Source organism: Thermodesulfobacterium sp. TA1 (assembly GCF_008630935.1).
Classification (GTDB): domain Bacteria; phylum Desulfobacterota; class Thermodesulfobacteria; order Thermodesulfobacteriales; family Thermodesulfobacteriaceae; genus Thermodesulfobacterium.
Genome location: NZ_CP043908.1, coordinates 953,843 through 977,283, shown reverse-complemented (window position 1 = coordinate 977,283; position 23,441 = coordinate 953,843). Strand labels below are relative to the sequence as shown.

The following is a 23,441-nucleotide window of genomic DNA, read 5'->3' as shown; positions in this document are numbered from 1 at the left end:
CTTCCAAAATTTTTTTGAGCTTTTTACGCTCCTTTCTACGAGTAAAATATACTCTAAGACCGGGAGTTAAAAAATGTTTTCCTATAAGCCAAAAGATAATTGCTATAAAAGCAAGCGGTATGAGGAAAATAACGAGCCCACCTAAAATGTATCCTACCAGGACGTATAATCCAAGTAAAAAAACGAAAGGCATAAGGATATTATACTATGGATTTTAAAATTGCCATAGCTTTACAACTTATTGATAACTTTTCTCGTCAGCTTTTTGAATTAAAAGAGAACGTCTCAAGGTTTAATCACGAACTTCAACAAACACAAAACAAGTTAAAATCTTTCCAAGAAACACTTCGTAAAGCTTTTGACCCGAAAGCTCTCTGGGAATTTTCAGAAAGGTTTGAAGATTTTACTGCAAAGATGGCTCAAGCAACCGCTCTTCCACTTGCTGGTTTTACTAAAGCAATACATAGCTTTTCAGAAATGGAACAAGCAAGAGTGGAAATGGAAGTTGCCTTCATGACAAAAGAAGGGCTACCTAAACAAATTGAAGAACTAAACAAGCAAATTGAAGAGCTTGGAGTAAGACTTCCTGGTAGTGCAACGGATTTTTATCGTGTAGCTACAGCCTTAAAATCTGCTGGGATGGACATTGAAAAAATAGTAGGTGGTGGACTAAAAGCAGCAAGCTATGCTTGGGTATTATTTAAAAGAGAAGCCTCTCCAGAACAAGTAGCAGAATATATGCAACAATTTGCTAATGCGTTCAAAATACCTGCAGAAGGTTTTTCCGCCTTTGTAGATCAACTACAAAGGCTCAAATTTGCCTCTGGATTAGAACTTTCAGAAATTGCTTATTCAACTAAATATTTTTCTTCTGAGCTTAATCAACTCGGAGTAACAGGTTTAAATGCATCTAAAATAATGTTTGCTTGGATTGGTACGCTTAAACAATTTGGTATCAAAGGTGAAACAGCAGGTACATCGATACGTTCTGTTTTACAAAACATATCAAAACTTGAAGAAAATCTTAGCAAATTACAAAAGAAAGAAGGTATAGATCTTCAAATTTCTGTCAAAGATTTTTTTGACGAAAGGGGAGCATTTCAATTAGAAAAATTTTTAATTACTATTCGAGAAAGACTCTCCGCTATACAAGACCCTCTCTTACGAATGAAAATCTTGACTACTTTATTTGATGCTGAAGGCATGCGTGCTATAGTTCCACTTCTCGTGAAATCCAAAGAAGAAGCCCTTGCTTATTTAGAAACTATTAAAAATACTTTAAAGCCAGAGGAATATACAGCCTTACGAGAACAAATAAAAGAAGGGGGATTTTCTGGACTTGAAGAAATGGCAAAAAAAATGGAAGAACAAGCATCTTTACAACAAAGAATTAACGTAACTTTACAAACATTTGCCAATGTGTGGGAGTCTCTGCAGGGGACGTTAACTCAAGTTGCAGCTATTTTTGGTTCTCTCGTAGCTCCTGGTTTGATTAAAATATTTAATTTTCTCAATAATGTGCTTGGGAAAGTGGCAGATTTTATAAACGAACATAAAACCCTCTCAGCAGTTTTTGCTTACACTATAGGTGGATTTGTAAGTCTTCTTGCAGTTGTTGGGACCTTCTCTCTTGTTTTGGGAACAGCATTAAAACTTCTAAGTCTTGCTTTTACTTCAGCTTTGTGGTTGATGAGAATAAATTTAGTAAAAAATTTAACAGGAGCTTTACTACAAAATTCAATAGCTTTCCTTAAATGGATAATAACAGGACAAGCAGGAATAACATGGCTTAAAACCTTTGATTTTTGGCTTTTAAAAGTAAAATTTTCAATTTTACAAGCAGTTTCTGCTCTTAAAGCTAAAACTACAGCTTTACTACACTTTATGGGTGTTATGGCACGCTATGTATGGGCTTCTTTTTTATCTGGTTTAAGGGCATTAATTTCTGGTTTTCGTTCTGCAGTAGTTGCAGTAAGAGCTTTTAGTTTGGCTTTAATTACAAATCCAATTTTTCTCATTATAACAGGTATAGTAGCACTCATTACTGCAGGATATCTCGTCTATAAACACTGGGATAAAATAAGCAAAGCTTTATCTGGAGTGTGGAACTGGTTAAAAGCAAATTGGAAAAAAGTCTTAGAAGTTTTTTTATATGTTAATCCCATTACAGCCCCTATTATGGCTCTTAGAAAGCTTGTCCAGTATGTGATGGGTATTGACCTTTTTGTAGCAGGGAAAAAAATTATAGAAAGCCTTTGGGAAGGTATAAAAACCGTTGCTACTAAGCCAATAGAAGAAGTTAAAAACATCGTCCAAAAAATTAGAAATCTTCTCCCTTCAAGTCCAGCAAAAGAAGGTCCACTAAGCGATCTTCATCGCATTAAGTTTATTGAAACTATTGCAGAAGCAATCAAACCATCCCCTCTACTTATTGCAATGAAACAAGTCCTTGAACCTGTAAAGCCTGCTGGAGCAACCTTTACTGGTCCTACAATTCATATCGGGTCTATTCAATTTGTAATACATGGAACGATCACCGAAAAAGAAAAAGAAACTATAGCTACAGACCTTCGAAACATCATTGAAAGAACCTTACAGCGTATCAATTATGAAAGAGAAAGGCGTCGTTACTAAAAACCGAACGACTATAATTCAATTTGTATCAAAAAAAACCGAACAAATTTGTATCAAAAACCGAACAACTGCAAACTTGCAAAAAACTTTCTTTGACCAATCCCTTACAAATCAAGCTGTCCCAGATAGTCCCACTTAGTCCCGGATAGTCTCACAACCCTTGACACCCGTTCGGTTTTCCTGAAAAATTACATCAATTCTTAGTTATAACTTCTAAAACGTTATCTTTATCTTTTATCCTTTTGTTTTTTGACAAATCTGTTAAAATTTTGACATATTAGAGGGTTAAACTACCGTTTTTACGCTCTATTTTTAGGCATAAAATTTGATAGAAATTTTAAAAAGTTAGGAGGGGTTTATGGCAGAAGAGGTTAAAGAAGGTGCAGAAAAACAAGAGGCTGGAAAAAAGGGAGGTAAAAAAAAGTTTTTGCTGTTTCTGGTAGTAGGTTTATTAGTGATAGCCCTTGCTTCTGGGGTGGTTTTATTCTTGATGGGTAAAAAGGGCGAAGAAAAGGAGGGAGGTAAAAAGGCTAAAAAAGAAAGTGCGGCAGTAAAAGTAATTTATCCTTTGGAGCCGGTAGTGGTAAACCTTTTAGACCCTACAGGTAAACGCTATCTACAGGTAAGGTTGGCCTTTGGGGTTGCTGATAAAAAGGCAGAAGAAGAGATTAAGGTTAAAGAACCGATGATAAAGGATGTAATCATTACCTATCTTAGTAGTAAAACCCCAGAAGAGGTTATGCAGCCTGATGCTAAAGAGGCGATTAAAAAAGATTTATTAGTTAAAATAAACGAGGCCTTAGGAGAGGAAATTGTGTTGGCTATTTATATAACCCAGTACATAGTGGAGTAGTTATGGAAAAGATACTTAGCCAAGACGAAATAGATGCCCTGCTTTCAGGTCTTTCTGAAGGTAAGATAGATACCACTCCTGAGACTAAAGAAGAGATAAAGACTAAGCCTTTTGACTTTAGAAACTACACCATTTCTACCCGTCTTAAAATTCCAGGGCTTGAGGTCATTAATGAGCAGTTGGCTCGAAGTTTAAGAATGCAACTTTCTACCCTTTTAAGAGAAATGTTAGACATCTCCAACCTTCCTCTTCAGATGGAAAGATTTAAAGATTTTTTAAACAAAATTCCTGTGCCTACCTCTATTCATATTTTTAAGTTAGAACCTTTAAAAGGACAAGCTCTTCTTATCATTGACGCTACCTTAGCCTTTCTTTTTATCGAAAGGTTTTTAGGTGGTGAAAGAAAACATATTAAGGTTGAAGGCCGAGAGTTTACCCCTATAGAACAGAGATTGCTTAAAAAGGTGGTTGACCTTGTTTTCCATGAGTTAGAAAAAGCTTGGAAAAACATTTATCCTGTTAAACCTAAATATATCAGAGGAGAAGTAAACCCTCAGTTTGCAAGGGTTCTTATGCCAGAAGAAACTGTTGTTGTGACTGGTTATACCTTGGAGCTTGAGTCTATTAGCGGAAAAATTCTTTTTTGCTATTCTTTAAGTACTTTACAACCGATAAAGGATAAGCTCTATTCTCCCTATCAGTTAGAGGAATATGTAGACTTAAGCTGGAAAAAGAATTTAGAAAACTATATCCTTAATAGTGAAGTAAAACTTAAAGCTCTTTTAGGTAAAGGGACTATCACCTTAGAAGATTTGGTAAATCTTGAAGTAGGAGACGTAGTAGTCCTTGATAAAAAGATAGAAGAGCCTGTAGAGGTTTTTATAGAAGGAGTTCCCAAGATTTTAGGTAAATTAGGGGTTTTTAAAAACCACCTTGCTATTCAGGTAGATAGATTTTTATCTTCGGAAGATACCGAAAAATAAGAAATTAGGAGGAACATAAATGGCTGAAGAAGAAAAAATCAATGGAAGTCCTCAAGAAGAATCCACCCTTAGCCCTGAAGATTTAATGGCTATGTGGGAGGAGGCTTTAAAAGAGGCACAAGTAGGAGGTTCAGAAACTAAGGAAGAAACTCCTCCAGAAACCCCGCAAGAAATTTTTCAAACGAAAGAACCTTCAATCAAAGAAAGACCTTCTACCCAACCTGCAAGTTTTGAAGAACTAAGCCCTGTCCAAAGAAGTGGTTTGCATCCAGATTTGGAGTTTATTTTAGACATACCTTTAGAAATTTCGGTAGAAATTGGCAGAAACAAAATGTTGATAAGAGACCTGCTTAAACTAAACCAAGGTTCTATTATCGAGTTAGACAAGTTTGCTGGAGAACCTGTAGAGGTTTATGTAAACGGTAAACTTATGGCTAAAGGAGAGGTAGTAGTGGTAAACGAAAGGTTTGGGGTAAGGATTACGGAAATCATAAGCGCCCAAGATAGGATTAAAAAATTAGGGTCTTAACCCATGGAATGGTTTTATTATTTACAAAGCTTAGGAATTTTGCTTTTAGTGTTAAGCCTTTTTCCAATAGCCTTTCATTTTTATAAAAAATATACTGTCAAAAATACGACAGAAAATCCAATTAAGGTTTTAGCTGTTAAACCTATTAACTATAAGGCACAGATTTTGCTAATAGAGGTTGAAGGCAAAAAGTTTTTGGTAGGATATTCAGACAAAGGGTTTAACCTTTTAGGAGAGATAAAGCATGATGGTTAGTTTGGTAGCCATAGCTTTGCCTACGGTAAAAATAGGAGTTGAGGCAGCTAAAAGTCCTGAACAAGTGTCTACTCTTTTACAAGTGCTTATTTTACTTACTGTTTTGTCTGTAGCCCCAGCCCTTCTTTTGATGTTAACCTCTTTTACTCGTTTGGTGGTAGTATTTTCAATACTTAGACATGCTATAGGTACCCAACAGACCCCACCTAACCAGATTTTGCTTTCCTTAGCCCTTTTTTTAACTTTTTTTATCATGGCTCCTACCTTTAAAACAGTATATCAAGAAGCTTTTGTCCCTTATCTAAACAAACAGATAGGAGATACTGAATTTTTAGAAAGGGCACAGAAACCTTTTAAAGATTTTATGCTTAAAAACACCAGAGAAAAAGACTTAGCTCTTTTTATTAAATTAAGACAGGAAGAGCGTCCAAGAACACCTGATGATGTGTCTTTTTTTACGTTAGTGCCGGCTTTTATGATAAGCGAGCTTAAAACAGCCTTTCAGATAGGTTTTTTACTATATATTCCCTTTCTGATAATAGACGTAGTAATTTCAAGCGTTCTTATCTCTATGGGTGTTTTGATGCTTCCACCTATGATGATTTCTCTTCCTATAAAACTTTTGTTGTTTGTTTTGGTTGACGGTTGGAACTTGTTGGTAATGTCTTTGGTAAAAAGTTTCCATTAAAGGAGGTGTTAATAAAATGACAGATGCCACTATTTTGACTTTGGCTAAGGAATCAATTAAACTTTGTATTTTAGTTTCTGGTCCTTTTTTGCTTACAGCTTTGATAGTTGGTTTGGTTATTAGTATTTTACAGGCGGTTACTCAGATCCAAGAAATGACCCTTACTTTCGTTCCTAAGATTTTAGCTATGATAGTGGTTTTTGTTTTAACCTTACCCTGGATGTTAAAAAAACTAACCAATTTTACTGAAAATTTGATTTTAAACATTCCACACCTTATTAATTGATAGAAAATATGGAACTTTTAGATCTTGTTGAAAAACAAGTTTTCTTGTTTTTTTTGGTTTTCTATAGAATACTACTACTTTTTATTCTTTTTCCTGTTTTTGGGGCGGTTTATTTTCCTACCAAAAGTAAAATCGCCCTTTCCTTGGTTTTAGGATTGGCCTTAACTCCGGTAGTTAAAGGAAATATTCCGTTTTTTTACAACGCCTATCAATTATTTTTGCTTCTTATCTCTGATTTTTTATTTATTTTTATGATTTCTCTTGTTTTTAGGATTATCTTAGCAGGTATACAGATAGGAGGCGAATTAGTAGGCTATCAGATGGGGTTTGGGATTACCCAGACGATCGATCCTCTCTCAGGGTTTAGCTTGCCTGTGATATCTCAATTTGTTTATATCATCTTTCTCTTTGTCTTTTTTGTGTTTGATTTTCACCATTACTTAATTAGTTTTGTCTATTACAGTTTTGAAAAAATCCCTCCTGGCAGTTTTTGGTTAGATACAAACCTTGGACTTTTGATAATAAAAAAAAGCAAACTGATGTTTGATTTGGGAATAAGGTTTCTTGCTCCTTTGATGGTGCTTATGATGTTGGTTTATATAAGCCTTGCGATTGTAGGAAGGTTAATCCCTCAGATAAACGTCATGTTTATAAGTTTCCCTTTAACCATAGGTATAGGGTTGATTTTTTTAGGACTTATGCTGGTTTTATTACCAAAAATATTGGTTCCTAATATCAAAGATTATTTTAACACCTTAAACGGTGTACTTTTATATTTTAAACAACAGTAAAAAGAGGTAAGAGAATATGCCTGAGGAGCCTTTTGAAGAAAGGACAGAGGAGCCTACACCTCGACGGCGAGAAGAGGCTAGAAAAAGAGGACAAATTGTTAAAAGCCGCGAACTTTCTTCTGTAGCGGTTTTAGGAACAGGCTTCTTGGGTTTTATGCTTTTAAGTTTTTTATTTTTTCAGCAGTTTTATTTGATTTTTTATCATTGTTTAAATAGCTACTATACAGAATTTAGCCTTCCTTTTTTGGTTTATTTGGCACATTTTTTGTTAAAAACTTTAGGGAAGGTTCTTTTACCTTTTTTCTTTATACTTTGCTTGGTAGTGATTTTGGTTTACCTTTTGCAGACAGGGGGTGGAGTTTTGGCTTCTCAAGCCATCGGGTTTAATTTTGAGAGGATTAATCCCGTTTCAGGTTTTAAAAGACTCTTTTCTCTTACAGCGGTGTTTGAATTAATAAAATCTATCCTTAAACTTGCTATCATAGCAGGAGTTTCTTATTTTATCGTGATGAAGTATTTTCCTTATATTTTAAAACTTTTTGGGGTCAACCCTAAGTATTTGGCTTTTAGCTTTAAGATATTTTTAAAAGACTTTGTTTCTAAGCTTTTAATATTGCTCGTTTTTTTAGGAATTCTTGACTGGCTTTATGCCCGTTGGGATTTAGAAAAAAAGCTCAGGCTTACCCGTAAAGAATTAAAAGAAGAAATTAAACAAACAGAAGGAGACCCATGGGTTAAGGCTAAAATCAGGCAAAAACAAAGAGAAATGGCAAGAAAAAGGATGCTTGCAGAGGTGCCTAAAGCAGATGTGGTTATTACCAACCCCACCCATTATGCTGTAGCCCTTAAATATGAATTTGGGAAGGCCCCAGCTCCACAGGTAGTAGCCAAAGGAAAAGACTTTCTTGCTCAAAAAATAAAGGAAATCGCTATAGAGAACAAAGTTCCTATCTATGAAGACCCACCTTTAGCAAGGCTTCTGTATGAAAAGGTAGATATAGGAGAATACATTCCTCAAGAACTGTATCAGGTGGTAGCTAAAGTATTGGCTTATATATACAAACTAAAAAATAAAAAGGTAGTATAGGTAAATGGAAAAAGGCTTAGTTGCTAAAAATCTTCCAGACAGATATAGTTTATTTGCTGTTTTAGGGATAGTTGTTCTTTTTGCGATAATGCTTTTTCCCCTACCTCCTTATCTTATAGATTTATCTTTAAGCCTTAATATTTCTATTTCGGTATTAATTCTTATCATGACGATGCAGGTTAATAAACCTCTTGATTTTACAGGTTTTCCAGCACTTCTTCTTTTAACTACCCTTTTTAGGTTAGCCATGAATATCGCAACTACCAGAGTGATTTTGCTTAAAGGTCATGAAGGAACGGTATCCGCAGGTTATATCATCAAAAGTTTCGGAGAGGTAGTAGTAGGAGGAAACTATATTGTTGGTTTTATCGTATTTTTAATCTTGGTGTTGATAAATTTTGTAGTAATTACCAAAGGAGCAGGTAGGATTGCTGAGGTAGCTGCTAGGTTCACCTTAGATGCCATGCCTGGGAAACAGATGGCCATTGATGCAGACCTAAACGCAGGATTGATAGACGAAAAAGAAGCCAAAAGAAGAAGGGAAGAAATCTCTAAAGAAGCAGATTTTTATGGAGCGATGGATGGTGCTTCGAAGTTTATAAGAGGAGAGGCTATAGCCGGGCTTATCATTACTTTTGTTAACATCATAGGAGGGATACTGATAGGGACATTGCAAAAAGGGTTAGACCTTGGAGCCTCTGCTAAGACTTATACTATCCTAACTATAGGAGATGGCTTAGTATCTCAGATTCCAGCACTTATCGTTTCTACCTCAGCAGGTATTTTGGTAAGCCGTGCGGCAGCAGAGGCAGGACTGGGAAAAGATTTGGTTATGCAGTTTGCTAACAAACCAGAGGTTATTTGGTTGGCAAGTGGGATAGTTTTGGCTATAGCCTTGATACCAGGGATACCTTTTTTACCACTTTTTATGTTCAGCGTTATTCTGTTTACTTTAGGTTATTTAGCTTATAAAAATCAACAAAAAGTAGAGTTAGAAGAGGTAACTAAAGAAGAGGCCATTCCTTCTCCTCCTTCGGAATTAGAGGAGATAAGACCAGTAGAACTTTTAGCCTTAGAGTTAGGGTATGCCTTAATCTATCTTGCGGATGAAAACAGAGGAGGGGATTTACTTGAAAGAATTAAAAATTTAAGAAAACATCTTGCTCAGGATTTAGGGATAAGAATACCTTCGGTCCATGTAAGAGATAACCTCAGTCTAAAGCCTGGAGAATATGTCATCCTGATAAAAGGGGTAGAGGTGGCTAAAGGAGAGCTTATGCCTAATTATCTCATGGCCCTTCCTTCTTCTCCTGACCTACCACCCCCTCCTGGGGCTATTCCTACTAAAGAACCTACCTTTGGTATGACCGCATATTTTATTCCTGAAGACCAAAAAGAAGAAGCAGAAATGTCCGGTTTTACTGTAGTTACCCTTTCTACGGTTATAACTACCCATCTTTCAGAGGTCGTAAAGAAATATGCTGACGAATTTTTAACCAAACAAGAAGTACAAAGAATTTTAGATAATATAAGTAAATATTATCCCAAAATAGTTGAAGAATGCTTAAATAATGCTAATTTAACTTTAATACAGAAGGTTTTACAAAACTTGATAAAAGAAGGGATCCCTCTGAGAGATTTTGTTACCATTTTTGAAACAATAAGTGATTATGCTCCTGCCATCAAAGATCCTGACGTATTGACTGAATATGTAAGGCAAAAATTAAACAGGTATATAGTTAAACCTTATTTAGTAAACGGAACTCTGCCGGCGGTAGTGGTAGGAGATGATATAGAAGAAGCCTTAAGAAAGGCTCTTCAAAGAACAGAACAAGGGGTATTTTTGATGGTAGACCCTAAGATAGGGAGCAAAGTAGTGGCAGCGTTAACCCAGGCCGTAGAAAGGGCAGGGCAGAAAAATTTGGTTCCTGCTATAGTTTGTAGTCCTACTATAAGAAGACATCTTAGAAAATTAATAGAAAGAAGTCTTTATTATGTTCCGGTTATTTCGCAGGCAGAAATTCCGTTTGAGGTTAAGATAGAAGTATTAGAGGTAGTTAAAATAGTCAGAGAATAAGGTATAAAAAATGAAAATTAAAAAGTTTAGAGGCAAAACCATTTTAGAAGCCTTAAATCAGGTGAAAAAGGCGTTTGGAGAGGATGCGGTTATTTTAAGCTCAGAAAAGGTAAAGACTGAGGAAGGAGATTTTTTTGAGATTACTGCAGCCATAGAAGAAACCGAAATACTGGTTCCTTCAGCTGTTAAAGAAGAAAAAAAATCTCATAACCTTACTAAATCCTTAGATGAAGAACTCAAAAATGATTTAAGAGAAATTAAAGAGCTTTTAAAAGAAGTTTTAAATCCACAGCTAAAAGATGCGACTTATTTAAAATATTTAGAAAAAGGGATACCGGCTTTTATTGCTAAGGATATGGTAGAAAAAAACATGGACCTTCCCATGTATATTGCTACTAAGATTAAAGAAAAAGGGGTAGTTCCTCATTCTAAGTATCAGGTTTTCATAGGAGAAGGTGGTGTAGGGAAGACTACTAACATTTTTAAAATAGCCGTTTGGTATAAATACAAATATGAAGCCAAAGTGTTAGTTTTAAGTTTAGACACCTATAAGATAGGCGGAGCCTTTCAAACCAAAAGATTAGCCGAACTTTTAGAGATAGATTTTGACATAGTAGACATAGAAGATTTTAAAGAGATAGCCCAAAGTTTAAGTAAATATGATTACATCTTGGTTGATACTCCGGGAATTAATAAAAAATTTAGTATATTGGATTTAGAAGAACTTTCGCAAGCTCTCTCTTTTTTGAGGTTCCAATGGGTAGTTAAGGCTACTGAACATTTTGAGTTTGGGTTAAGGTTGTGGGAAAAGATAGAAAAACTTCCAGTAGAGGGAATTTTTTTAACCTTTACGGATAAGATAAAAAACAGCCTACCTATAATTTGGTTGTTAGAAAGTAACCTTCCTCCTTTAACATTTATTTCCAATGGAGAAAGGGTGCCTGAAGACCTTGTAAAAGCTGAAGAAGAAATTTTAATAAAGTTATTTTTAAGAGGTTTTGAATAAAAAAAGAGTTGGAGGTTTTATGAGAAGCATAGCTGTTGCAAGCGGAAAAGGTGGGGTAGGTAAAACCAGTTTTGTGATAAACCTTTCGTTATCACTAACTCAGCTTCAACAAAAAGTTTTGATTTTTGATGCAGACCTTGGTCTGGCTAATGTAGACGTGATGCTGGGCATTTCCCCTAAGTATGACATAAGATATGTGCTTAACGGTGAGATGAGCCTAAAGGATATCATCTACCCCACAGAATACAACTTTGATATCATACCAGCAGGCTCTGGAGTGGTAGAACTTACCCATCTGACCTCTATACAAAAACTTTTGTTAAAAGAACAGATGGAAGAGGCTTTTAAAGGCTATGATTATTTAATTTTTGACTCTTCAGCCGGTATTTCAGAAAACGTGCTTTTTTTCTTTTTATTAGGGGGAGAAAGGATAGTCCTTTGTACTCCAGAACCAACCTCTATAGCCGATGCTTATGCTTTGATAAAGGTAGCTTATAAAAAACATCGTATCAAAGATTTTTACTTGGTGGTCAACATGATAAACCAAGAGGAGGACGGAAAGAAAATATATCAACAATTGCTTTATGTCCAAGAAAAGTTTTTACCAGAAATAAAACTTTCTTATCTTGGTGGTATCCCATATGATGAATGCGTAAAAAAAGCCATCAGGTCTCAAATCCCTTATCTCCTGTTATGTCCTGAAAAACCTTGTAGTTTAAAGATTAAAGAAATAGCCTATAAACTTATGAAGTATAACCCACAAGCCTCTCAAGGTTTAGAGGCTTTTTTAGAAAGGGTAGTTTCTTTAGGATAAAGAAGGAAAGGATGATTTATGGTCCCTAAAATCATCAATAAAATACTTTATCAAAAACCCCCTTTAGAAAAGGTAATAGAGGAGTTTTTGCCTACTATTAACTACTGGGCTAATAGATATGCTTTTCAAGGACAGCCAGTAATAAGCAAAGAAGATTTGGTATCTGTAGGAGTTATAGGCTTGATAGAGGCTTATCATCGTTATGATCCAACTAAGAAAGTAAAGTTTAGGACTTTTGCTGAATTTAGAATTAAAGGGGCTATGCTTGATGAAATTCGAAAAATAGATATAATACCAAGAAGTATAAGAGATAAAATAGATGAATTAGAAAATAAAGTAAAAGATTTATATAAAAATTTAGGAAGAATGCCAGAAGAAGGAGAAATCGCCCAGGCTATGAACCTTAGTTTAGAGGAATATCACAAGTTTTTAGAACACATAAAGGGCATTACTTTCATAGACATTCAAAGTTTTAAACAAAAGATGCCAGACTTAGAAGAAGAAGATATTTTTGAATTTATAGGAGATACTAAGGAAGATCCTTTTGAAAAGTATTCTCTCAAAGAGCTTCAAGAGGGGCTTGAAAAGGCTTTAGAATACCTTACCGAAAAGGAGCGTTTGGTTTTAGCCCTTTATTATTATGAAGGGTTAACGATGAAAGAAATCGCCAAGGTTTTAGAGTGTACAGAAAGTAGAGTTTCCCAACTTCACAACCAAGCTATAATTAAACTTAGAAGTATTTTAAACCAACCTAAAACAGGAGGTTAAGGGTTATGTCTTTAAACACAGACCTTAAAGTTCTGGTAGTAGATGATTTTGCTACGATGAGGAAGATTATAAAAAACATTTTGACCCAGTTAGGTTTTAAAAACATTTTTGAGGCTGACGACGGCACTTCAGCTTTGGATTTACTTAAGAAAGAAAAGATAGACCTTATCATTTCTGACTGGAACATGCCTAAGATGAGTGGGCTTGATTTATTAAAAGCAGTGAGAAATGACCCTAATTTAAAAGACATTTTGTTTGTGATGGTTACGGCTGAGGCACAAAAGGATAATGTTATCGAGGCTATTAAACATGGGGTTAATCAATACATAGTAAAACCTTTTACTCCTGAAACTTTAAAGGAAAAATTAGAAAAAGTCTTAGGAGGATAGTTTGGACGAAGAGCTAAAAAAAAACTTAGAAGAAATTAAAAAAGAAGTAGAAGAACCGTATTCTCAAGAGGAAAAACGGGTTGAATCTCAAGACCAAAAAGAGGTAGGTTCTGAAGAATTAAAGCCTGAAGAACAATCAGTTAAACAACCAGAGGAAAATCTTCTTTCTCCTGAAAAAGTTTCAGGTTTAGTAGAAGAACTGGTAGAAAAACCTGAAGAACCTTACTCCCAAGAAACAACCGTTGAACAAAGTGATAAAACTAAAAAATTTAGTCTTTTAAAAAATATATGGTTTTGGGGTATATTAGGTTCTATAGTTTTTCTTTTGGCAGGGGTTTACCTTATCTATAAAATTCTTTTTTTTCAGAAACCTCAAGAACCCCTTAAGACAGAGCTTTCTTCAGAAAAGACAGAACCTTCCTTTTCTAAGGAAACACCTGTTAATGCTACCGAAACTTCTAAGGTAGCTAAGATCATAATTTCCAAAATAGAACAAAAAGAAAACTATTATCCTTATAAATTTGAAATAAAAGAACTTTTAATTCCGGTAGAAAACAAAAACTACCTAAACGTAGACTTAGTGTTTTATTTTGATAATAGCACAACGATGAAAGAAATAGTAAACCAAGAAACCGCTTATCGGGAGTTTATTTATGAAAGATTACAAAAAGTACCTATATCTGTTTGGTTTGATCTTAACAAAAAAAAGGAGCTTGAAGAGGGTTTAAAAGAAGAGATGAAGAAAAAGGGATTACTTCCTGTCCCTCAAAAAATTGAAATAGAAGGGGTGGTGTTTAGAGGTTAAAAATGGGTAGTCTAACCATTACTTTTTTAGTCCTCTTAGTGGTGGTAGACCTTTTGATGATAGCAGGTTTTGTGTTTTTTTATTTAAAGTTTAAGAGGGTTTTTGACCTTCCTTGGGAAGAAATTAAAGAAAGCATAGACAGGGCTCAAGATTTGGTTAAAAAGTTAGAAGAATTACAAAAGACCAGTAAAACTTCAAGAGAGGGTCTTTTAGAAAATAGGTCAGTTAAAGATCAGGTGATTTATTTTTATGAAAAGGGTCTAACTCCTAAAGAAATAGCAAAACGTCTTAAAATAAGCGAGGCAGAAGTAGAGGTTATTTTAGCTTCTAAAAAACTAAGGTAAGCTTATGCAAATTACCGCTCCTGCTCCAATACTCTATCTTCCTGAAAACCTTTGGTTTCTTTTCAATCGTCCGGGAAGGGAGCTTATCATTAAGGTGTTGGGGATAGAAGGTAAAACCTTAAACCTTGAGTTAGGAGGGGAAAAATTTCAGGCGAGAATAGCAGGGGCAATTAATCCAGAAGATTTTAAGGTAGGAGAAAACATAAAAGTAAAGGTTTTACAAACAGGTAATCCTGTAGTCTTACAGGTTATTTCTGGAGAAAAAATCAGTTCTGACTTAAAAATTTTATATCTTATTTCTCAAGTAGGAAAAAGGGAAGGGGAACAAAAATTTCATGTTAAAGAAGAGTTAAACCTTCTTTCTACCCTCTTAACAGACCTTTTTGTCAAAAAAGACAAAAAGACTAAATCCTTAGAAGAAGGTATTAAAGAACTTTTAGGAGACAAGGTTAAATCTTCAGCCCTTGTTTATCAGGAAGATAAGTTGTTTATCCCTTTTCTGTTTAACGATGAACGTTCTTGGGGATATGTAGAGTTAGGGCCCCCTCAAGAAAGAAAAGGTAAGGTAAAACTTTTTTACCTTAAGTTTTATGGAGAATATTTAGGATTGGTTGAATGTTTTATAAGCTATGACGAAAGAGAAATCCTTTTAGAGCTTTATTTTTATAACCAAGAGGCCTATGAACTAGCAAAAAAAGAGTATAAAAATTTAAAAGACCTCTTTATTTTAAACCAAATTCAGTTTATAATTAAATTATATCTTGAGGAAAGTTTACCGGGTTATATTTTAGAAAAACAGGTTTAAAAAGTTTTAAAGAGGTAAAGTTAGATGAAGAAAGCACTAGTAGTAGATGATTCAAATGCTATAAGGCAGATAGAAAGAAAATATTTAGAAGAAATGGGGTTTGAAGTTCTTGAGGCAGAAAACGGTGAAGAAGCCTTAAAGGTTGTTAACGAAAACCCCGACATTCAGCTTATTTTGCTTGATTGGCATATGCCAGTGATGAACGGCTATGAATTTTTAGTGAAACTGCGGTCAAATCCTAAATGGTCTGACATTAAAGTTATGATGGTTACTACAGAAAATCAACAAAAAAGTGTAATCGATGCCATCTTGGCAGGGGCTAACGAATATTTGATGAAGCCTTTTGATAAAGAAATGCTTGAAACAAAAATTAGGTTTCTTCTGGAGGGTTTCTAATCGATGATTCGTGTCCTTGTAGTAGATGATTCCGCTATTATGAGAAAATTGATAGTGGATATATTGAAAGAAGAAAAAGATATAGAAGTAGTTGATACCGCCAAAAACGGGAAAGAAGCTATAGAAAAAGCTAAGACTTTAAAGCCAGATGTTATTACTTTAGACATAGAAATGCCTGAAATGGATGGGATTGAGGCGCTTAAATTTTTGAGAAAAGAAGTGCCTTCTACTAAGGTTATCATGTTTTCTTCTTTAACCCAGGAAGGGGCTAAAGCCACCATAGAGGCTCTTGCGTTAGGGGCTTATGACTTTGTCCCTAAACCCTCTACCAAATCTTTTTTAGAAAGTGTAAAACAAATCAAAGACCAGCTTATCCCTAAAATAAAAAGTGTTGTTCCTTTAAAGAGGATACAATCTATCTATCGACCTTCTCAGGTTAAAAAGGTTTTTAAAAAAGAAGATTTAAAAGTTTTAGGGATAGGGGTTTCTACCGGGGGACCACAAACTTTAATGCAGATTATACCTAAGCTTCCTAAAAGTTTTCCTGTACCTATCCTTATCGTCCAACATATGCCTCCTGTTTTTACCAAACAGCTTGCTGAGCGTCTTGACTCTCTTTCTGAGCTGAAAGTAAAGGAAGGTGAGCAAGGAGAACCTGTCCGGTCCGGTATGGTTTATATAGCCCCTGGAGATTTTCATATGGTGGTGAAAAAAGATAATGCAGAACCTAAAATTAGACTTCATCAAGGCCCTCCTAGAAATTTTTGTCGTCCTGCAGTAGATGAACTTTTTGAATCAATAGCCGAGGTTTATGAGGGTGCTTCTGTAGGGCTTATTCTTACAGGTATGGGTAGCGATGGAAAAGAAGGGGCTAAAAAGATAAAAGAACAGGGTGGGGTGGTTTTAGCGCAGGATGCTGAAACTTCTATTGTTTTTGGAATGCCAAAAGCTGTAATAGAAGCAGGTTTAGCCGATGAGGTTTTAAGCCTTGATCAAATACCCCAGAGATTAAAAGAAATTTTTAAGGTGTAAAAAGATGCAAAGAGAAATTTTTGAATTTTTTACCACTTTAGTTGAAAAAATAAGCGGTATTTCTTATAAAGAAGGTAAGGAGTATCTAATAGAAAGTCGTTTAAATGAACTTGCTTTAACCTTAGGGTATAAAAACCTGGAGGACCTTTATAGGGTTATAAGGAGTAAGGCAGATTATAAACTGATAAACGAGATTGTAGATTCTCTTACCACTAACGAAACTTACTTTTTTAGGGATCAGCATCCCTTTGATACCCTTAAAAATAATATTTTACCCGAGTTGTTTAAAAAAAGAGAAATAGAAAAGAAAATTTCTATTTGGTCTGCCGCTTGTTCTACAGGACAAGAGCCTTATAGTATCGCTTTGCTTCTTCATGAATACTTTCAAGCCTATCTCAAAACTTACCAGATAGAAATTTACGCTACAGACATATCTAAAAAAAGTATCGAAAAAGCGAAAACAGGGGTTTATAACCAAATAGAGGTTAACAGAGGGTTACCTGTAGTCTTTTTAGTTAAATACTTTAAACAAGAGGGTGCCAACTGGAAGATAAACGATAACCTAAAGAACATGGTTCGTTTTGACTTGTTAAACCTTCTTGAGACCTCTCAAAAGGTTAGAACTAAATTTGACATTATTTTTTGTCGTTATGTGCTTATTTATTTTGCCGCTGAGACTAAACAAAAAGTTTTTAAAGACCTCTGGAATGTGTTAAAACCTGGTGGTTATTTGATTTTAGGAGCAACAGAAATAGCTCCGGTTTCTTTCCCTGACATGGAGAAAAAGGTTTTAGGGAAGACGGTTTGCTATTATAAAAAAGACTAAACTTTGGCCTTTGAAGTATGAATTTTAAACAGTTTAGTTCCTTTGAAGAGGCAAAAAGATTTTTTAGAGAAAGGGTTAAAAAACTTCATCCTGACAGAGGAGGAAATAAAGAGGAATTCTTAGAACTTATAAAAAACTATGAAGAGTTTTTTCAATCTTATCAAAAGATTTCTAAAATCAAAGTCTTACAAAGACCTATTTTAAAAGGAAATTATTTTTTCTCTGTCCTTGAGTTAACCGTAGAAGAGGTTGCCCTTGGTGGAAAAAAGAAGGTTGAAATCCCTGGAGAAGAAAGGGTATGTCCAAAATGTGAAGGCTTAGGTAAAAAAAGAGAGGGTCCTATTTCTAAATGTGGTTTTTGTAAAGGTGTAGGTTTTGTTGAAACGTTTGACCAAAGGAAAGAAACCATTTCTTACCTTACCTGTCCTTATTGTAAAGGTCAAGGGGTAATCCTTACTGAAAAATGCGATGAATGTAAAGGTAAAGGTTATGTTAAAGTGCTCAACGAGTTTTGGCTGGACCTTCCTTTAGGATTAAAGGAAGGAGATTATGTTTTTGTAGAAAAAGAAATACTTGGGGTTGACTATGACCTTTATTTAGAGGTAATCATCAAACCTCATCCTTATTTTTCTCTCCAAAACGGAGATCTTATATACCGTTGTCAAATTCCTTTCTGGGAAGTCCTTATAGAAGATTTTATATCTATCAAGACCTTAGAGGGGGAGGAAAGGGTTCCTTCTAAACTTTTTACTGAAGGACGTCCGGTGATCCTTAAAGGAAGAGGTCCGTTTTTGCCTGACGGAAAGAGAGGAAACTTAATCGTGGAATATCAAATCTATTTACCTCAAAACCTTACTCAAGAAGCTAAAGAGTTATTGAAAAAATTAGTGGACTTAATAGAAAAAAATTAATCTTTTTTATAAAAATTTTTTAAACTCTTTAATCGATTATTCCTGCAAAGTCTAAGAAGACTTTCCAAGTTTCCTTTTTATTTTTAGGAAACTCTTCTAAAATAAGGGCCTGCCACTTGGGAGGCTTAGGTGGTTTTAAAAGCCTAAGTCCTGCTTCTTCAGGGGTTTGATTCCCTTTTTTTAAATTACATTTTTTACAACAGAGGACTACGTTAGTCCAGACGGTTTTACCACCTCTGCTTTTAGGGATCACATGGTCTATGGTCCTATCCTTGGGATTTTTTAAAATTTTTCCGCAGTATTGACAGGTAAACCTATCTCTTAAAAACAAATTTTGTCTTGAAAAAATAACCTCGTTTTTAGGAAGGCTTTCATAAAAAGGCAAGTAAATGGCTTCAGGTATAAGGATAGAGATAGAAGGACTTTTTATTATCTTAGCTCCGTTTTCATAAAACATACTTATCTTTATCCAATCGTCAAAGGTATGGGTGGTCCAATCTGGGGTTATAACCTTAGCTGTACCTTTTACCAAATGGCAAATAGCCTTCTGAACAGTGGTTATTTGGACTGCTTGATAATACTTGTTTAACACTAAAACTTTTTCATGTAGGAGCGATTTTCCCATGTTTATAAATTAAGAGCTTTTTTAAACTGTTTAAGCCAATCCAAGGCTTTTAAAGCTAAATCCTCAGGAAGGCTTCCTAAACCACAAGCCGGAGTAAAAAGACTTCTTTTTAAGATTTCTTGTTCAGCAAAACCGGTTTTGTTAGCCAGATCCTTCAATTGGACCTTAAACCGATTTAATATCTCCTCAAAACTTACCTCCTTTAACTGGGCACTGTCTGTAGGCACAACCCCCCAAGCTAAATACTTATCTTCTTTCTTTAGAAAGTTTTTAATATCTTCTGCATAAATACTTAATTTTTCGTAAAAATTAAAACTATCAAAACTTAAGATATCTATTTCAGAATTTAGGGGAAGGTCCCAGGAGGTATTGGCGCAGATATGAATACCTGTTAGAAGGTTAAAATTTTTAAGACCTAAGGCTATTTCGTTTAACATGTTAAGGACTTCTTCTTTGGTAATGGTAATAAAGGAAGAAGAACCAAAACCTGCAAGACCTGGTTCATCAAGAAAGATGATGACTATCGGTGCGACCTTTTTAAGTTTTAATCCTTGGGCTAAGGCTTTAAGAAAAACAAACTTAACGATAAGGTCTTTAAGTTCATCTTTAAAAATAGGACTTTCTCCAGTATGAAGTTTTAGTCCAGAGGCTAAGGTAAACGGTCCGGTAATTTGACCTTTTACTAACCGGGGATTTACCTCAGAGGCTATTTCTAAAAAGACCTTAAAACCTAAGGAGGTAGCCTCAGTTAACTCAAACTTAGCTAACTCATTTAATTGATTTTCTTCAAGGATTTTAAGGTAGGTCTCGTAAAAGTTTAACATTTGTTCTTCGAACTCAGGTGAAGAAGTATCTAAACATTCTTTTTCCCAGTTAAAACCAGGAAGACCTTCGTTAAACTGAACCAACATTCCTTCATTTTTGCGTTTAGAAAGTTGAGGCCAGGCAGGGATGTCTAAATATTCGAACACTAATTTTACAGCTTTTTCAGCCTCAAAAAAAGGAAGGCTTCCTATGTGGGTGGTTTTAAAGTTTTCAGGAAGGATACCCATCTATCGTGCCTCCTTGTCAGTTTAAAAGTCTAAAGTTTTTATAACTTTAACTAAAAATTTTAAAAAAGGCAATACAAAGGTTGAAAATATCTTGTTTTTTTATCAACCACGCAATTTAAAAATGAAAGAAAAATCAAACCTTTATTTTACATAATATACATTATCGGAAGTTAATAAACAAAAACTTAAAAGTTCAACCTACCTTTATCTGATAAAAAATGTTATAATTAAACTTTCAGAAACCTTGATAAAGGAGGTTCTAAGGTGAAATCTTGGTTTATTTATGTGTTTGGGAGATGGATTTTGCTTTCTGGTATAGCCGGTGCATTGATGCAATATCTTTTAAGCGATATGCTAAAAATACACACCATACCGGCTTTTCTTCTTAATCAATTTATCTTGGCTAATGTCTTTTGGTTTATAGATAAAGCTATTTTTAGAGGTTATTTTAGCATTCCTCACATTACCCTTTGGCAAATAGAAAAAAACGTAAAATGTGCTGATTGCGGAGTTATAGGAGAAGGATACAGGGTGGTAAAGGCAAAAAATTATGACCGTCTAAACGACCCTGAACCTGAATTTAGGTGCTCTACTTGCAGAGAACGTAAGCTTGAAGAGTTAAGAAAAAGAGGCATAGAGGTGTAACCATGAAAGTGTTAGCGTTTGGGTTAGGTGCCTTAGGAACGGTTTTTGCAGTTTCTTTAAAAAATGCAGGTTATGAAACCTATGCTTTTATTAAAGAAAACCACCTTTCCCAGTTAAAACAACCCCTTCGAATTACCGGTCTTTTTGGAGAAAAACAAGCTGTCATAGACGGATATTTTACCCAACCTAACGACCTAAAATCTTTAGACCTTGACTTAATAATCCTTACGGTCAAGGCTTTTGATACCGAGAAAGCCCTTTTGCAGATAAAAGAATTTATAAAACCAAACACTTTGCTTTTGATCGCACAAAACGGTTATGGAAACTACGAAAAGGCTACCCAACTGATCCCTAAAAATCAGATAATTCTTTCAAGGATTATTTTTGGGGCTAAGTTGATATCTCCTGGGGTGGCTAAGGTTACTGTTTTTGGGGACGACGTAGTTATAGGACAACCAGAAAACACCATCCCTAAAGAAACGTTAGAAAACTTAGCTAAAGTTTTTACTCAAGCGGGAATTCCTACCAGGGTATCTGAAGAGGTTTATTCCATCCTTTGGGAAAAAATCATCTACAACTCAGCCTTAAACCCCTTAGGAGCCCTTTTAGAAAGGACCTACGGAGAACTTGCCGAAAACTATGAAACTCGATTTCTTATGGATAAAGTTATAGAAGAAATTTTTGAAGTCTTAAAGGCCTATAATATTAAAATCAGATGGGATAACCCAGAAGATTATAAAAAACATTTCTATCAAAAACTTATCCCTCCCACAGCAGCCCATTATCCTTCTATGTATTATGACCTCAAAAACAGAAAAAAAACAGAGATAGACGCTCTAAACGGAGCCATCGTAAACCTTGCCGAGCAAAAGGGACTAAAAACTCCTGTTAATAAGTTTATTACTCTGATGGTCAAACAAATAGAAACAAACTTTTAATCCTCTCTTACTTCTTCAAAGATTTTTAATTTTTAATCGGCATTGTTTACCGTCTGTTCGTTCCCAAATCATCCAAAATCAAGGAATTGTTTTCTAACCTCTTCTAAAGTGTTTTTTGTTTGGCTTATAAGCAAAATTTAATTTTAAAATGGAAATACCGGTGTGTTTAAAAGTTTTTTTAAAGTATTAAAAATTACCCTTGACATATTGTTATTTAGCTATATAATAATTTTTAAAAATAACTAAAGGGGGTTCGGTTAGATGAACCTAAAATATAGGTTTTCTAAACTTTTCAAAGCCCTTTCTGACCCTACCAGACTTGAAATTTTAGTCTTATTATCCATAAGACCTCATTGTGTTTGTGAATTGGTAAACATTATAGGTTCTTCACAGCCTACCATTTCAAGACACCTTCAGGTATTAACCGAGGCAGGGATAACTGTTTATAAAAAAAATAAATCTTTTATCATATATAAGCTTTCCCCTCAAGATGAGTTTATAGCCAAAGTCATAGAGGTTTTCCTTGAGGAAATAAAAAAACAATCTTTATACCAACATATAGCCGCTAAAACCACCATGGTTTCTGAATTTTTAAATCCATAGAGGTTATAGGAGGATTAGATGTGGAAAAAAGAACTTAGATTTTTATTAGCTGCTGGGTTTATTTTTTTATTTTTTTATTTTTTGCCTTTTGATCAAAGGGTTATAGTAGGTTTAAAAGAAGCTGTTTATTTAACGCATGAATACGCAAGAGAACATGTCATTTTTTGTTTATTACCTGCTCTTTTTATCGCCGGAGCTATTTCCACGTTTTTGTCTGAGGCTTCGGTGATGAAATATTTAGGTGCGCAGGCCCCTAAACATGTTTCTTACAGTGTAGCCAGCGTCTCAGGGGCTATTCTCGCTGTCTGTTCTTGCACGGTCCTTCCTATTTTTGCAGGAATTTATTTTAGAGGTGCAGGTATAGGTCCTGCTACCACCTTTCTTTACTCCGGACCGGCTATAAACATTTTAGCCATAGTGCTTACCGCTAAAATTTTAGGTTTGAACATAGGTATTGCAAGGGCTATAGGAGCAATATTAGGAAGCATTTTAATAGGACTTTTAATGGCTTACCTTTTTAGAAAAGAAGAAAAAATAAGGTTAGGTGAGATGGAATTAACCGAAGAACCTGAAACCATCCCTTTTTATCAAAGGGTTACCTTACTTGCTACTTTAGTAGGTATTCTGATTTTAGCTACCTGGGGAGGTAAAACAGGTATAGCTGGGATTATTTTTTCGTTAAAGTGGTATCTCGTTTCTTTTTTAGTTTTATTACTTGGTGTTGAAGTGGTTTTTTGGTTTGGAGTTTCTGCTACGATGTTATTGATTACAGCCTTACTGGTAGGGTTAACCCAAGTTGTTTTTCACGAAAAAGAAATCACTTTTCTCGTGGGTTTGATAGGATTTAGTTATGCCCTTTATAAAACCAAAGGTGAGATGGAAAAATGGTTTCAGAACACCTATCTTTTGGGAAAACAAATTTTACCGCTACTTTTAGCCGGAGTTTTTGTAGCAGGTTTTTTCTTAGGAAGGCCTGGACATGAAGCCTTTCTTCCTTCCTCTTATATAGCCTCTTTAGTGGGTGGTAATTCCCTTTGGGCTAACTTTTTTGCCAGCCTTGTAGGGGTTTTGATGTATTTTGCCACTTTGACCGAAGTGCCTATTGTGCAAGGGCTTTTAGGGTCTGGTATGGGATATGGTCCTGCTTTGGCACTTTTGCTTGCTGGACCAAGCGTAAGTTTACCCAGCCTTTTGGTGTTGAAAAGTATTTGGAGGGTTAAAAAAACCTTAGTTTATGGAGGCTTAGTAATTGTTTTATCTACTATTTTAGGATATATTTTTGGATTTATAACACGATAA

Annotated in this window: 27 protein-coding genes; 25 read left to right on the top strand and 2 right to left on the bottom strand. The window is 34.9% G+C overall.

The genetic code is table 11. The features are described 5' to 3' along the window. The first annotated feature begins 207 nt into the window (after window positions 1-207). The 21 genes from F1847_RS05010 to F1847_RS04910 all read left to right on the top strand — a co-directional run bounded on the left by F1847_RS05010 (window position 208) and on the right by F1847_RS04910 (window position 18,279). Complete coding sequence (locus F1847_RS05010) at window positions 208-2,634, top strand: phage tail tape measure protein (RefSeq protein ID WP_150071996.1); 2,427 nt, start codon at window positions 208-210, stop codon at window positions 2,632-2,634. Between the two features lie 358 nt (window positions 2,635-2,992). Then, a complete protein-coding gene (gene fliL / locus F1847_RS05005) occupies window positions 2,993-3,487 on the top strand; it encodes a flagellar basal body-associated protein FliL (protein WP_150071995.1) in 495 nt (164 codons plus the stop codon). 2 nt (window positions 3,488-3,489) lie between these two features. Continuing rightward, the gene (gene fliM, locus F1847_RS05000) at window positions 3,490-4,470 is read left to right on the top strand and encodes a flagellar motor switch protein FliM (RefSeq protein WP_150071994.1); all 981 of its coding nucleotides are present in this window, start codon (window positions 3,490-3,492) and stop codon (window positions 4,468-4,470) included. Window positions 4,471-4,489: 19 nt separating this feature from the next. Continuing rightward, window positions 4,490-4,999 (top strand): flagellar motor switch protein FliN, encoded by a 510-nt coding sequence (fliN, locus tag F1847_RS04995; protein WP_150071993.1) that lies wholly within the window; start codon window positions 4,490-4,492, stop codon window positions 4,997-4,999. A gap of 3 nt (window positions 5,000-5,002) precedes the next feature. Further along, window positions 5,003-5,254 (top strand): flagellar biosynthetic protein FliO, encoded by a 252-nt coding sequence (locus F1847_RS04990; RefSeq protein ID WP_150071992.1) that lies wholly within the window; start codon window positions 5,003-5,005, stop codon window positions 5,252-5,254. Beyond that, window positions 5,244-5,942: a flagellar type III secretion system pore protein FliP gene (fliP, locus tag F1847_RS04985; RefSeq protein WP_150071991.1), complete on the top strand. Its 699-nt coding sequence runs from the start codon at window positions 5,244-5,246 to the stop codon at window positions 5,940-5,942. Before F1847_RS04990 ends, fliP begins: the two co-directional genes overlap by 11 nt. 16 nt (window positions 5,943-5,958) lie before the next feature. Beyond that, entirely contained in the window at window positions 5,959-6,228 is a 270-nt protein-coding gene (fliQ, locus tag F1847_RS04980) for a flagellar biosynthesis protein FliQ (protein WP_150071990.1), read from the top strand. An 8-nt stretch (window positions 6,229-6,236) separates the two neighbouring features. Next, window positions 6,237-7,019, top strand: a complete 783-nt coding sequence (gene fliR / locus F1847_RS04975; RefSeq protein ID WP_150071989.1) for a flagellar biosynthetic protein FliR — start codon at window positions 6,237-6,239, stop codon at window positions 7,017-7,019. 16 nt (window positions 7,020-7,035) lie between these two features. Next, complete coding sequence (flhB, locus tag F1847_RS04970; RefSeq protein ID WP_150071988.1) at window positions 7,036-8,106, top strand: flagellar biosynthesis protein FlhB; 1,071 nt, start codon at window positions 7,036-7,038, stop codon at window positions 8,104-8,106. Window positions 8,107-8,110: 4 nt separating this feature from the next. Next, window positions 8,111-10,183, top strand: coding sequence for a flagellar biosynthesis protein FlhA (flhA, locus tag F1847_RS04965; protein WP_150071987.1), 2,073 nt, complete (start codon window positions 8,111-8,113; stop codon window positions 10,181-10,183). Window positions 10,184-10,193: 10 nt separating this feature from the next. Continuing rightward, window positions 10,194-11,189, top strand: a complete 996-nt coding sequence (locus F1847_RS04960; protein WP_150071986.1) for a hypothetical protein — start codon at window positions 10,194-10,196, stop codon at window positions 11,187-11,189. Window positions 11,190-11,208: 19 nt separating this feature from the next. Next, window positions 11,209-12,003 carry a MinD/ParA family protein gene (locus tag F1847_RS04955; RefSeq protein ID WP_150071985.1) on the top strand — a complete coding sequence of 265 codons (795 nt, stop codon included), beginning with the start codon at window positions 11,209-11,211 and terminating at the stop codon, window positions 12,001-12,003. A gap of 18 nt (window positions 12,004-12,021) precedes the next feature. Continuing rightward, complete coding sequence (locus tag F1847_RS04950; RefSeq protein ID WP_150071984.1) at window positions 12,022-12,771, top strand: sigma-70 family RNA polymerase sigma factor; 750 nt, start codon at window positions 12,022-12,024, stop codon at window positions 12,769-12,771. A 5-nt stretch (window positions 12,772-12,776) separates the two neighbouring features. Further along, window positions 12,777-13,160, top strand: a complete 384-nt coding sequence (locus F1847_RS04945) for a response regulator (protein WP_150071983.1) — start codon at window positions 12,777-12,779, stop codon at window positions 13,158-13,160. 1 nt (window position 13,161) lies between these two features. Further along, complete coding sequence (locus F1847_RS04940) at window positions 13,162-13,965, top strand: hypothetical protein (RefSeq protein ID WP_150071982.1); 804 nt, start codon at window positions 13,162-13,164, stop codon at window positions 13,963-13,965. A gap of 2 nt (window positions 13,966-13,967) precedes the next feature. Continuing rightward, window positions 13,968-14,309 (top strand): hypothetical protein, encoded by a 342-nt coding sequence (locus F1847_RS04935; protein ID WP_150071981.1) that lies wholly within the window; start codon window positions 13,968-13,970, stop codon window positions 14,307-14,309. 4 nt (window positions 14,310-14,313) lie between these two features. Beyond that, a complete protein-coding gene (locus F1847_RS04930; RefSeq protein WP_150071980.1) occupies window positions 14,314-15,114 on the top strand; it encodes a hypothetical protein in 801 nt (266 codons plus the stop codon). A 24-nt stretch (window positions 15,115-15,138) separates the two neighbouring features. Further along, window positions 15,139-15,510: a PleD family two-component system response regulator gene (locus F1847_RS04925; RefSeq protein ID WP_150071979.1), complete on the top strand. Its 372-nt coding sequence runs from the start codon at window positions 15,139-15,141 to the stop codon at window positions 15,508-15,510. A 3-nt stretch (window positions 15,511-15,513) separates the two neighbouring features. Beyond that, the gene (locus tag F1847_RS04920) at window positions 15,514-16,542 is read left to right on the top strand and encodes a chemotaxis response regulator protein-glutamate methylesterase (protein ID WP_150071978.1); all 1,029 of its coding nucleotides are present in this window, start codon (window positions 15,514-15,516) and stop codon (window positions 16,540-16,542) included. 4 nt (window positions 16,543-16,546) lie between these two features. Further along, window positions 16,547-17,368 carry a protein-glutamate O-methyltransferase CheR gene (locus F1847_RS04915; protein WP_150071977.1) on the top strand — a complete coding sequence of 274 codons (822 nt, stop codon included), beginning with the start codon at window positions 16,547-16,549 and terminating at the stop codon, window positions 17,366-17,368. A 17-nt stretch (window positions 17,369-17,385) separates the two neighbouring features. Then, window positions 17,386-18,279: a DnaJ C-terminal domain-containing protein gene (locus F1847_RS04910; protein WP_150071976.1), complete on the top strand. Its 894-nt coding sequence runs from the start codon at window positions 17,386-17,388 to the stop codon at window positions 18,277-18,279. Window positions 18,280-18,307: 28 nt separating this feature from the next. On the opposite strand, the gene F1847_RS04905 is transcribed toward F1847_RS04910, so the two are convergent. Together F1847_RS04905 and F1847_RS04900 are read right to left on the bottom strand one after the other, a co-directional pair. After that, the gene (locus F1847_RS04905) at window positions 18,308-18,904 is read right to left on the bottom strand and encodes an HNH endonuclease (RefSeq protein ID WP_150071975.1); all 597 of its coding nucleotides are present in this window, start codon (window positions 18,902-18,904) and stop codon (window positions 18,308-18,310) included. A 2-nt stretch (window positions 18,905-18,906) separates the two neighbouring features. Then, on the bottom strand, window positions 18,907-19,956 hold the full coding sequence (locus F1847_RS04900; protein ID WP_150071974.1) for a hypothetical protein: 1,050 nt from the start codon (window positions 19,954-19,956) through the stop codon (window positions 18,907-18,909). A 264-nt stretch (window positions 19,957-20,220) separates the two neighbouring features. On the opposite strand from F1847_RS04900, the gene F1847_RS04895 reads away from it, so the two are divergent. From F1847_RS04895 to F1847_RS04880, 4 genes are all read left to right on the top strand, one after another. Further along, complete coding sequence (locus tag F1847_RS04895; RefSeq protein WP_150071973.1) at window positions 20,221-20,601, top strand: hypothetical protein; 381 nt, start codon at window positions 20,221-20,223, stop codon at window positions 20,599-20,601. A 2-nt stretch (window positions 20,602-20,603) separates the two neighbouring features. Next, entirely contained in the window at window positions 20,604-21,539 is a 936-nt protein-coding gene (locus F1847_RS04890; protein WP_150071972.1) for a ketopantoate reductase family protein, read from the top strand. A gap of 261 nt (window positions 21,540-21,800) precedes the next feature. After that, window positions 21,801-22,142, top strand: a complete 342-nt coding sequence (locus F1847_RS04885; protein WP_150071971.1) for a helix-turn-helix transcriptional regulator — start codon at window positions 21,801-21,803, stop codon at window positions 22,140-22,142. Between the two features lie 18 nt (window positions 22,143-22,160). Next, window positions 22,161-23,441: a permease gene (locus F1847_RS04880; protein ID WP_150071970.1), complete on the top strand. Its 1,281-nt coding sequence runs from the start codon at window positions 22,161-22,163 to the stop codon at window positions 23,439-23,441.